We start from the raw sequence: 11302 nt of genomic DNA on the forward strand, positions 1-11302 counted from the left end.
TGCTCACTTTCTTTGTCGGAGAACGAACTTAGACCAATCGGGCTGACGTACCGCGGCCCAATACTCGTTGAGCCGCCACGGGCTGACCGTATGAATTTCCCCGTCGGCGTTCTTGAAGTAGGAATGCTTGACGGCCGGGTGTGACCACACCATCTTCTTGATCTCGGCTTGCGTCCGCTCGTGCCAGCCCGCGGCCGTTTCGTCAGTCGGTTCCAGTGAACCAATGCCATCGGCCACCAAGCGTTCCAGGCACAGGTTGATATAGCGCATTTGAAGTTTCGATTGAATGATCAGGCTGCCGCCGTGAGCGAGATGCGTGCCGGGCCCGTAGATGAGAAAGAGATTGGGAAATCCCGGAACCGTGATCCCCAGGTAGGCGTAGGGCCGTCTCCCCCACACGCGGTGCAGGTCGATTCCATTGCGGCCGATGACCTGCAGCGGCCACAGCACATCGGTGTGCCGAAAGTCGGTGGCGTAGACAATCACGTCAACGCTGTGCGTCACGCCGTCTTCGGTAACGATGCCGGTGGGTGTGATGCGTCGAATCGGAGTGCGCACCAAGTCCACGTTGTCGCGCTGCAGCGTGGCCAGCCAGCTACCGTTGTCCTGCAGGGTCCGCTTGCCGGTAGCCGGATAGTCGGGCAGCACCTTGCTCAATAGCGCGTCGCCGTCGGCGACTTGGCTGCTGATCCACTGGCTGAACATCATCCGCGCCGCGGCGTTGATATCGCTGACCGCATAGTCCTGGTCGGCGTAGTTCGGATCGGTACGGGCGGCGTCGAGGCCCTTGTCGGCTCCCGGCCAGAGCAGCAGGAATCGGTACCACCTGCCGTAGAACGGCAGGTGGCGCATCGCCCAGCGCACGCCGTCTCCGACTTCGTCGTGATACATGGTGTTGGGAAACATCCATTGGGCCGTGCGCTGAAACACGGACAGCTGCGCCACATCCTCGGCGATCGCCGGTGCGATCTGGAAACCGCTGGCGCCGGCGCCGACCAGGGCGACCCGCTTACCGGTCAGGTCCACCGACCGGTCCCAGGCTGCGGAGTGAAACGATGGCCCGGCAAAGGTGTCGGCACCGTCGAATTCCGGGACATAGGGACGGTTCAGCTGACCCACGGCGGTGATGAGCGCCCGCGCGGAGAGGGTGCGCGTGGTGCCGTCGGCCGACCGCAGCCGAACGGTCCAGACTCCGTCGTCATCGTTCCACTCGGCCCCCAGGGCTTTGGTATTCCACTGGATATGCCGACCCAGATCGTGCGTGTCGATCGCCTTTGCGAAATAGTCCTGCAGCTCCCACTGTTCGGCGAAGAAATACGTCCAATCGTTGTTGGGTTCAAAGCTGTAGCAGTAGAAATGGTTGGCTACATCAACACGCGCGCCGGGATAGCGGTTTTCCCACCACGTTCCGCCCGGTCCGGCGTTCTTCTCCACAATCGTGAACGCAATGTTGGCTTGCTCGAGGCGAATTCCGGCCAGGATCCCCGATTCGCCGCAGCCGATCACGATGACCGGGAACTCCGCCGCGCTCTCCGAAGGCAGGGCTACTGGCCGGCGTGGGTCCAGCCCCTCGAGGTCCATCTCTTCAGCGAGCAGAGGCAAGTAGTCATCGGGGACGTGCTCGCACGCGGCCCAGTCCAGCATTTCCCGGATGAGCTCACCGCTCAGGGGCTTGGGCTCGGGGCAGCCCTGGTCGCGATACTCGCTGATCACCGCCAGAGCCTCAGTGCGTGCTCGGGCCTTGTCGTCCTCCGACATGAATCCCTGCACTTCGTTGAGAAATAGACCCATGGGCTTGAAGTCACGGATGAAACGGGCATCGCCGGTGATGTGCACCAGGGAGAGCAACAGTGTAGGGATGCTTACGTCCTCGAGCGCGGCGGCGATCTCCGCTGTGGTCGTGGCGAACGGCAGGCCGGCGTAACGACGTCGCATTTCGGCCTTTCTCTCGGCGGACCGCAATTACGCTACGCGACGTGTCGTAATTAGCAGCACAACGCTACCGTTGCTTGCGGTACCTGAGCAAGAGTCGCCATTTCTTGCGCACCGAGGCGCGTCATCCAGATGGTGGCAACCGCTATCAATAAGCGGCAGGCATCTCAGTCTCCGTCGGACCCATCGTGGCCGGCCAGAGATCCACCTGTGCCGCCGGCGCCACCGGTTCCGCCGGAATCCCCCCGGCCGCCGTCGCCGCCGTCGCCGATCAACTGGGCGTTGCCGCCGCTGCCGCCGTTGCTGGGGAGGACACCGGTGGGGCTGACCCCGGCGCTGCCGCCGGCGCCGCCATTGCCGATCAGCGCTGACATTCCGCCATTGCCGCCGTCGCCGGCAGGATGAACACCCGCGGTGGAACCACCGGACCCACCTGCTCCGCCGTTGCCGAGCAGCCAGGCCCCGGTCCCGCCATTGCCGCCGTCACTTCCTAGGGCAGTGCTAAAGCCGTCCGCCCCGGTGCCGCCGGCTCCGCCGTTGCCGATCAGCCCCACCGCATTGCCACCGTTGCCGCCACCGCCCGCACCGAGGATGAACCCGCTGCTGACAATGTTGGCGCCGCCGTCGCCACCGTTGCCGATGGCTGTCCCCCCTGAACCACCATCGCCGGCGAAGCTGTTGTAGATCGCCCAGCCACCATTGCCGCCGTTGCCGACCAGCCCGGCGTTACCGCCGTCGCCGGCGGTGCTTTGAAAGCCGGCGGACCCGCCGTCGCCGCCATCGCCGAACAGCGATCCCCCGGCGCCGCCATGGCCGCCTATGCCGTTCTGCCGAAGAACACCCGCGGAGTCGCCGTCGCCGCCGTTGCCGATCAGGCCAGCGTCACCGCCGGCTCCGGCAGCGGCTCCGCCCCAGGAGGTGCCACCATCGCCGCCGTTGCCGTACCACTGGCCGCCAGCGCCCCCGGCGCCGCCAACCCCGCTGACCGCGCCGAAGGCTTGGTTGTAACCCCCGGTTCCACCGGTACCGCCGTTGCCGAACAATCCAATCGCGGCGCCACCGGCGCCGCCCGCGCCCCCCGAATCCCCGATGCCGATGCCGAGCCCGCCGATCCCACCATGGCCGCCATTGCCGATCAGCCACCCGCCAGCACCGCCCGCGCCGCCGGACATTCCGGTGGTACCGGGCCCGCCGATCCCGCCATTGCCACCGTTGCCAATCAGCCCCGCGGCGCCACCGGCGCCCCCGGCCTGACCGGATAGACCGTTGCCGCCGTTGCCCCCGTTGCCATACAACAACCCGCCGTCCTGACCGGATTCACCCGGCGCTCCGTCGGCGCCGTCCCCGATCAATGGGCGACCCAGCAGCGCCTCGGTAGGAGCATTGACCACGTCAAGCGGATTGCCGATCAACCCGCCCGCACCAGCCGCGCCGGCGGACCCGCCCGAGTCGCCCAGGCCGCCGCTGCCGCCGTCGCCCATGAATTGGGCGCTGCCGCCGGTGCCGCCGGTACCAGGGGCGCCGCTGAGGCTCACCCCGGCGGCACCGCCGGCACCACCGTTGCCGAACAGCGCGGCCATGCCGCCACTGCCGCCGGTTCCCCCCGACGCAAGCTGGCTTTGTCCGCCGGCCCCTCCCGCCCCGCCATTGCCGAACAGTTGAGCGCCATTGCCGCCGTTGCCGCCGATCCCGCCCGTTACGCCAGAGAGGCCGGCCGCGCCGGCACCGCCGGCGCCGCCGTTGCCGATCAGCCCGACAGCGTTGCCGCCGTCACCTCCCGGGCCAGCGCCGGGAGTAAAGCCAATCGTTGCCCCGCTGGCGCCACCATCGCCGCCGTTTCCGATCACGCCCCCCGGAGCCGCCGTCGCCTCCCCGGCCATCAAAGCCGGCCCACCCGCCGTTACCGCCGCTACCGAACATTCCGGCGGCGCCGCCGTCACCGCCAGTGCTATATGAGCCGGCGGAGCCGCCGTCACCGCCGTTGCCGACGAATCAACCGCCGCTACCGCCGGCGCCAGCAGTCCCCCCGCTCAGGACACCCAGGCTGCCCTCGTAGCCGCCGCCTCCGCCGTTGCCGATCAGCCGAGCATCACCCCCGGCCCCGCCGTCCGCGCCGCCCCACGGGGCACCGCCCCCGGCCCCGCCGTTGCCGAACAACAGCCCGCCGGTACCGCCGGACCCGCCGGCCCCACCAGCGATGAAGATATCGGGGCCGTTACCGCCTGTTCCGCCGGTTCCGCCGTGACCGAACAGGCCGACGGCGTCGCCTCCGGTCCCGCCGATGCCGCCGAAACCTGTGGTGCCGATGCCGCCCCGCCCGCCGGTGCCGCCGTTTCCGAACAGCCACCCACCGGACCCGCCGGCCCCGCCAGCCAAACCGGTGGTCCCAGGCCCGCCGATACCACCGCTACCGCCGTTACCGATCAACCCCGCGGCCCCGCCAGCGCCGCCGGCCTGGCCCACTCCGCCGTTGCCCCCGTTGCCGCCGTTTCCGTACAGGAGTCCGCCGTCGCCGCCGGATTGCCCGGGCGCCCCGCCAGCGCCGTCGCCGATCAGCGGGCGTCCGAACAGTGCCTGGGCAGGCGCATTCAGCACGTCGAGCGCCGCCTGCAGGGGCGAAGCATTTACGGCCTCGGCGCCGGCATAAGCCCCCGCGCCGGCGGTCATTGCCTGCACAAACTGCAGGTGAAACGCGCTGGCTTGCTCACTCAACGCCTGATAGGCCTGCGCGTGCGCACCAAAGAATGCCGCGATTGCAGCCGATACCTCATCAGCGCCGGCGGCCAGGACCTCGATCGTCGGGGCCGCCGCCGCCGCATTGGCTGTGCTGAGCGCAGAACCGATGCCGGCCAAGTCCGACGCCGCCGCTGCCACGTACTCAGGGGAGGCCACCACAAACGACATCACGTTCTCCTCGCACCGATTGCCTTCGACCAGACCGGAAGCGGTGGAGCGCGGTGCGCCCTGCAGCCAACTCCGAAACTGACATTACCATATGGTACGGTATGTCCAGTTGTCCTGCCGACACTAATAATTGGATGACTGCGGGGTGGGTCGGCGGTGATCGCGATGAGTTCTAGCGCGCACCCGACGGCCCGCGTAGCCTGCACATTGGGATGCGCGACAGATCGATGATGGGCGGCATTGTGTGCCTGGCGGGTAACTATCGTGGCGACGGTACTCACCGCTTGTAGCGGCTTTCTGCTCGCGATCTTGTGGATGGACCTGATATTCGACAGTCAGGTTGTGTTCCGGCGAAATTCCCCCGATCGACTTCCCGAGTCGGTGCTGGAATCGATCTCGAGCTATTACCGGCGCGCGACCACCACATCGCGGCCGATGGGGCATCTGATTGCTCTGGTGATGTTGATCCTGTTGGGCACCTTAGGATTTCGTGCGGCTCTGGGACACGACCCCGGCTGGCTGCTGGTGCTATCGGCGGCGCTTGCCGGTGGCCCGATCGTCTTGGCGCTCACCCGTACCTTGCCCAACGCGGTTCGGCTCGGTAGGCGATCGGGTCCGCCGTCCGCGCAGGCACGTGTTGCACGGTCGATCCTGCGGGATCACCTGTTTTGCTTTGGCTGCATGTTGGCGTTCCTCATTCTGTGGGTGGTCAACGACATGTCGTAGCCGAATCGGGTCGGGTCATCGGTGCTCAGCGCCGGTTTGCCGGCCCGAATCCGGCCTGAACCTGGGCCGCTGGTCAGGCCGCCGGTGGGCGTACTAAACTAGAACATGTTCCAATTCCGTCATCGTCCGTTAGTTTCCGGGGAGCAGGCATGCACACCGCCATATGCGACGAACTTGGCATTGAGTTTCCAATCTTCGCGTTCACGCACTGCCGCGATGTTGTCGTCGCGGTCAGCAAGGCCGGGGGCTTCGGCGTCCTGGGGGCGGTTGGATTTACCCCCGAACAGCTAGAGATCGAGCTCAACTGGATCGACGAGCACATCGGCGATCACCCCTACGGCGTTGACATCGTCATCCCCAACAAGTACGAGGGCATGGACTCGCACCTGTCGGCGGAGGAACTGGCCAACACGTTGCGGTCAATGGTTCCGCAACAGCATCTGGACTTTGCCCGCAAGATCCTCGCTGATCACGGTGTCCCAATTGAGGACGCCGACGAGGACAGTCTGCAGTTGCTCGGCTGGACCGAGGCGACGGCCACTCCCCAGGTGGAAGTGGCACTCAAGCACTCGAAGGTGACGATGATCGCCAATGCGCTCGGCACCCCTCCGGCGGAGATGATCGCGCATATTCATGAGCGAGGCCGCAAGGCTGCCGCCTTGTGCGGCTCGCCCTCGCAGGACCGCAAGCACGCGAACGCGGGCGTCGACATCATCATCGCCCAGGGTGGCGAGGCCGGCGGGCACTGCGGTGAGGTGGGCTCGATTGTCTTGTGGCCGCAAGTCGTCAAGGAAGTGGCACCGGTCCCCGTCCTGGCTGCCGGCGGTATCGGCAGTGGCCAGCAGATCGCCGCGGCCCTGGCGCTGGGATGCCAAGGGGCATGGACGGGTTCGCAGTGGCTGATGGTCGAGGAGGCCTCCAACACCCCAGTGCAACAAGCGGCATACGCCAAGGCATCCAGCCGCGACACGGTCCGTAGCCGCTCGTTCACCGGAAAACCGGCCCGGATGCTGCGCAACGATTGGACCGAGGCGTGGGAGCAAGCGGACAACCCGAAGCCGCTAGGCATGCCACTGCAGTACATGGTCTCCGGCATGGCGGTGCGGGCCACCAACAAGTACCCGAACGAAACCGTGGACGTCGTGTTCAATCCGGTTGGTCAGGTGGTCGGACAGTTCACCAAGGTCGAGAAGGCTGCCACCGTCATCGAGAGATGGGTGCAGGAATATCTCGAGGCAACCAACAGGCTCGACGAACTCAACGCCGCCGCCGTCTGACGGCAGTCGCGCGGCCCGCCGAGCCTGGTGTCGGTGACTGCCAGCCGGGACTAATCCAGGTCGTCGTCCTTGCCGATGAGCACCTCTTTGACCTTGTCGACTGCGTGGGTCGCGATGTCGATCGAGTTCTGCACAATGCCGCTGGCTCCCCCGGAGACGTCGCCGCGGATGATGTCACTGGCGTTCTCGACAATGTCGGAGGCCTTCTCGACGGCATTGGTCGCGATGTCCCTGGCCGCGTTGACTGCATCTTTGGGATTGATGGCCATCGGAGGCTCCTTTTCGTTGGTGGATGCTTGATACGACTGTAGTCCCGGCGAATTCGCCTCGAACATGCCAGAGTCAGTAGTCGACCAGGGTGCGCCAGTATTGTTCCGGGATCTCGTCACCGGACCGCAACACCCGGGCCAGCCCAACCGCCATCGCTATTCCAAGCAGACCCAGCCACAGCCCGGCGAGCCCGATGATCCACCACAGGACCGCGGTAGCCGCCGGCCACGGGGACAACAAAACCAACACTGGCGCGAAAAAGAATCCGGCCCCGATGTACCACGCCGAGCCCGCCCGATCCGACGCGAGGACAAACCGTAACCACCGCGGGATCGGCGATTCGGCTTGCTGCGCCTCGGGCGTCATCGGATCAGGTCACTGGATCACTCGGGGGGAAAGAAGCCCGCTCCGGTAAACCATCCGGCCTGCCATCCCTGGGCACCCCGACAGAGCATCGGCAAGCCGTCTTCGGTCTGGGCGGCGGAATTCGGACCCGGGCACGACGCTCCGGTCTGCTGGACCCCGTACAGAGGATAGGAGATTACCCAGTAGCCGGTGGTGGCGGCCGGGAACTGGTTGGGCGGCGGGAAATGGCACGCCTCGGCTTGGCCGCTGGTGCCGCGTCCGAAGATAAAGCGTTCGTAGTTGTCGCAGGGCGCACCCAATGAGGCGTCGTAGTTCATCCCTGGCACGTCACCCTCGTAATGCGGCTGGTCGGCCACGGCGACAGGTGCTACACCGATCGCGGCACCCGTGATTGCCGCGGCGGCGAGCAGTTCCCGAATCATCTTCCACCCCTTCGTGGCACCGGCAAGCTTTCCCAAAGCATAACGATTGTGGCCTGGCCCACAAGATTGGATAGCAAAGCCGACGGTGTGGGACAAGGCGGCGACCATCCGCCGTCACCGGCGGCGAGGCCGGGGGCTCGGGTGGCCTGCCAGACGGATTTGACCAGTGCCTTCGGTGTACTGCGACGCCGATATCCGTCGTGTCGGGCCGGTCGGCGCTGGCCGCGATGGGCAAGCGCGCTCGTCGCCATGGGAGGTTCGCGCGGTGTCTCTTCGACGCCGGTCGGGACTCGTGAACTCGTTTCGGTCTCGGACGTGTCAGGAAATCCTGGCGGCTGAACGCGTTGCAATTTCTCTTCGCGGATCTGGTCGGAGTTCTTCCCAACCGCGGTGGAGCAATGGATTATGGGCAATAGACGACGACTAACAGAATTCGCATCGAGGAGTGGCCTTATGCCAGCTGCCGAGCCAACCGCCACGTCGGTCCCCAATCTGCCTCCCGGATTCGATTTCACCGACCCCGACATCTACGCGGAGCGGTTACCGGTAGCCGAACTCGCCGAGATGCGTCGATCCGCGCCCATCTGGTGGAACGAACAGCCGACGGGCTGCGGTGGGTTCGACGACGGCGGTTTTTGGGTGGTGACAAAGCACAAGGACGTCAAGGAGATCTCGCTGCGCAGCGATGTCTTTTCCAGCCTGCAAAAGACCGCGCTCCCCCGCTATAAAGACGGCACGGTTGATGAGCAGATCGAACGCGGCAAGTTCGTGCTACTCAATATGGACGCACCGCAACACACCCGGCTGCGCAAGATCGTCTCGCGCGCATTCACCCCAAGGGCGGTCGAGCGGCTGCGCGACGACCTCAGAGAGCGCGCTCGGCGCATCGTCGAGGCAGCCGCGGCCGAGGGGCGGGGGGACTTTGTGGAGCAGGTGTCTTGCGAACTGCCGCTGCAAGCCATCGCTGGCTTGATGGGCGTACCGCAGGAAGACCGCAAGAAGCTTTTTCACTGGTCCAACGAGATGGTCGGCGACCAAGATCCAGAGTTCGCTACCAACGATGCTCTGACCGCTTCCGTCGAACTCATCATGTACGGCATGCAGATGGCGGCTGACCGGGCGAAGAATCCGGGCCAGGATCTGGTCACGAAGCTGGTCGAGGCCGACATTGACGGCCACAAGCTCTCCGACGACGAGTTCGGCTTCTTCGTCATCCTGCTGGCGGTGGCCGGCAACGAAACCACCCGCAACTCCATCACCGAGGGCATGATGGCCTTCACCGACTTCCCCGATCAGTGGGAGTTGTACAAACGGGAGCGTCCTGTCACCACCGCCGACGAGATCGTGCGCTGGGCGACTCCGGTGACCTCGTTCCAGCGCACCGCCCTGGAAGACTATGAACTGTCGGGGGTGCGGATCAAAAAGGGCCAGCGGGTGGTGATGTTCTACCGCTCCGCCAATTTCGATGAAGACGTATTCGATGACCCGTATACGTTCAACATCCTGCGCGACCCCAACCCACACGTGGGTTTTGGCGGCACCGGCGCGCACTATTGCATCGGGGCTAATCTGGCCCGGATGACGATCGACCTGATGTTCAATGCGATCGCCGATGTGATGCCGGATCTGGAATCGATCAGCCGGCCAGAGCGGCTACGGTCGGGCTGGCTGAATGGAATCAAACACTGGCAGGTCGACTACCACAGCGATTCATCCGGGAAATGTCCTGTCGCGCACTGACAAACGAATAGTAGAGGCGAGCTGATGGCAACCCACAAAGCTGTCCAAATTGGTGCGGCGGGCGGGCCCCTACAGCTGGTTGATGTCGATACTGCTCCGCCGGCTGATGGCGAGGTGCGTATATCAGTTTCTGCGTGTGGTATTTGCGGCACCGACCGGGCATTTGTGCACGGGGCCTTTCCAGGCCTGGGCTGGCCGCTGACGCCTGGACACGAGATCGCCGGAAGAATAGCCGAAATCGGAAATGGGGTTGAGGATTTCGCAGTTGGCGACCGCGTCGCTGTCGGTTGGTTCGGCGGAAACTGTAACCACTGCGATCCCTGCCGCAAGGGAATGTTCATCCACTGCTCCAAGATGAAGGTTCCAGGCTGGCAGTATCCCGGTGGCTATGCGGAATCGGTGACGGTGCCGGCCACCGCGCTGGCTCGCATTCCGGCAGAGCTCTCCGACGCCGAGGCGGCTCCAATGGGTTGCGCCGGCGTCACGACGTACAACGCGTTGCGTCACACCCGGGCACGGCCGGGCGATCGGGTGGCGGTGCTCGGTGTCGGAGGTCTGGGCCATCTGGGGCTACAGTTCTGTCGTGCCATGGGTTTTGAGACTGTGGCGATCGCTCGCGGTAGTGCCAAGGCCGAGGATGCACGCCAGCTGGGAGCCCACCATTACATCGATTCCACCACGGGTGACGTAGCGGAAGGATTGCGACGGATCGGCGGTGCCGCGGTCGTGTTGGCGACCGCTGGCAATTCGGCAGCTATGGCTGAAACGGTGGGCGGACTTCTTCCCCGCGGCGAGCTGGTCGTCATCGGCGTGACGGCTGATCCGCTACCGATCAGCCCGGTCCAGCTGATCAACCCCGGCCTCAGCGTCACGGGTCACCCATCCGGTACCGCTAAAGACGTGGAGGACACCATGCATTTCGCGGTCTTGTCCGGTGTGCGGGCCTGGATCGAAGAGCGACCGCTCGCGCAGGCCGCCGATGGCTATGAGGCGATGGAGCAAGGCCGGACGCGCTATCGCACGGTCCTGGCCATGTAAGGGCCAGGCCAAGCGAATACAGTCGTGTTGTGAGCGAGGCTGTGTGGACCCTGGATGCTTCCGACGGCGAGCTACTCATCGGCACTGGTGTCGCGGGACGGGCAGCGAAAATGGGCCATCGACTGACCATTGCGATGACCCGCTGGCAAGCGACGGTGAATTGGGTAGCTGACGAGCCCAGCGCCGCAGACCTCATTGTCGAGGTGGATTCGCTAGAGGTGCTACGCGGCGAGGGCGGAGTCAAGGGGCTTTCCGGGCCGGAGAAGGTCCTGGTGCGGTCCAATGCACTGAAATCGTTGCGCGCCGATCGGTTTCCGCGCATCGAATTCTCCGCCGATGCCATCGAGAAGACCGCGGATGGTTACCGGCTCAGTGGGGCATTGCATATTCACGGAACGTCGCATCAGCACGTAATCGACTTGCACACAGATGATCTGGGCGATTCATGGCGCATGTCCACCGAAACGGCGGTTCGCCAGTCCGACTACGGTGTCAAGCCTTACTTACTACTGATGGGATCGCTGCAGGTTGCCGATGAGGTGACGATCTCATTCAGCGCCGTGCGGGCCAAGAATGGTTGATGAACGGTTTGCCGGCCGCCGATAAACCGCTGGAAGACAATGTGTT

9 protein-coding genes and 1 pseudogene are annotated in these 11302 nt (G+C 65.1%); 5 read left to right on the forward strand and 5 right to left on the reverse strand.

Annotated features, from left to right (window positions below):
* Positions 1-3: 3 nt before the first annotated feature.
* Both SHTP_RS12850 and SHTP_RS30420 read right to left on the reverse strand, forming a co-directional pair.
* The gene (locus SHTP_RS12850; RefSeq protein WP_096370797.1) at positions 4-1935 is read right to left on the reverse strand and encodes a flavin-containing monooxygenase; all 1932 of its coding nucleotides are present in this window, start codon (positions 1933-1935) and stop codon (positions 4-6) included.
* Positions 1936-2099: 164 nt separating this feature from the next.
* A pseudogene (locus SHTP_RS30420) lies at positions 2100-4836 on the reverse strand (PE family protein).
* 264 nt (positions 4837-5100) lie between these two features.
* Here SHTP_RS30420 and SHTP_RS12860 point away from each other — a divergent pair.
* The gene (locus SHTP_RS12860; RefSeq protein WP_096370798.1) at positions 5101-5562 is read left to right on the forward strand and encodes a hypothetical protein; all 462 of its coding nucleotides are present in this window, start codon (positions 5101-5103) and stop codon (positions 5560-5562) included.
* Between the two features lie 149 nt (positions 5563-5711).
* Complete coding sequence (locus SHTP_RS12865; RefSeq protein ID WP_096370799.1) at positions 5712-6839, forward strand: nitronate monooxygenase; 1128 nt, start codon at positions 5712-5714, stop codon at positions 6837-6839.
* Positions 6840-6889: 50 nt separating this feature from the next.
* Here SHTP_RS12865 and SHTP_RS12870 read toward each other — a convergent pair whose 3' ends face one another.
* From SHTP_RS12870 to SHTP_RS12880, 3 genes are all read right to left on the reverse strand, one after another.
* A complete protein-coding gene (locus tag SHTP_RS12870; protein WP_011739344.1) occupies positions 6890-7108 on the reverse strand; it encodes an Rv1893 family protein in 219 nt (72 codons plus the stop codon).
* A 73-nt stretch (positions 7109-7181) separates the two neighbouring features.
* Positions 7182-7475: a hypothetical protein gene (locus tag SHTP_RS12875; protein ID WP_036449915.1), complete on the reverse strand. Its 294-nt coding sequence runs from the start codon at positions 7473-7475 to the stop codon at positions 7182-7184.
* 17 nt (positions 7476-7492) lie between these two features.
* Complete coding sequence (locus tag SHTP_RS12880) at positions 7493-7897, reverse strand: hypothetical protein (protein ID WP_020725313.1); 405 nt, start codon at positions 7895-7897, stop codon at positions 7493-7495.
* Between the two features lie 453 nt (positions 7898-8350).
* Between SHTP_RS12880 and SHTP_RS12885 the strand changes: the two genes are divergently transcribed.
* Genes SHTP_RS12885 through SHTP_RS12895 form a run of 3 tightly spaced genes read left to right on the forward strand, consistent with a single transcriptional unit; the run spans position 8351 to position 11256 of the window.
* On the forward strand, positions 8351-9637 hold the full coding sequence (locus SHTP_RS12885) for a cytochrome P450 (protein WP_096370800.1): 1287 nt from the start codon (positions 8351-8353) through the stop codon (positions 9635-9637).
* Between the two features lie 24 nt (positions 9638-9661).
* Positions 9662-10675, forward strand: a complete 1014-nt coding sequence (locus tag SHTP_RS12890; protein ID WP_015355549.1) for an alcohol dehydrogenase catalytic domain-containing protein — start codon at positions 9662-9664, stop codon at positions 10673-10675.
* Positions 10676-10704: 29 nt separating this feature from the next.
* Entirely contained in the window at positions 10705-11256 is a 552-nt protein-coding gene (locus SHTP_RS12895; protein WP_172900545.1) for a YceI family protein, read from the forward strand.
* Positions 11257-11302 lie beyond the last annotated feature (46 nt).

The sequence above is a fragment of the Mycobacterium ulcerans subsp. shinshuense genome, assembly GCF_002355775.1.
Taxonomy (GTDB): Bacteria; Actinomycetota; Actinomycetes; order Mycobacteriales; family Mycobacteriaceae; genus Mycobacterium; species Mycobacterium marinum.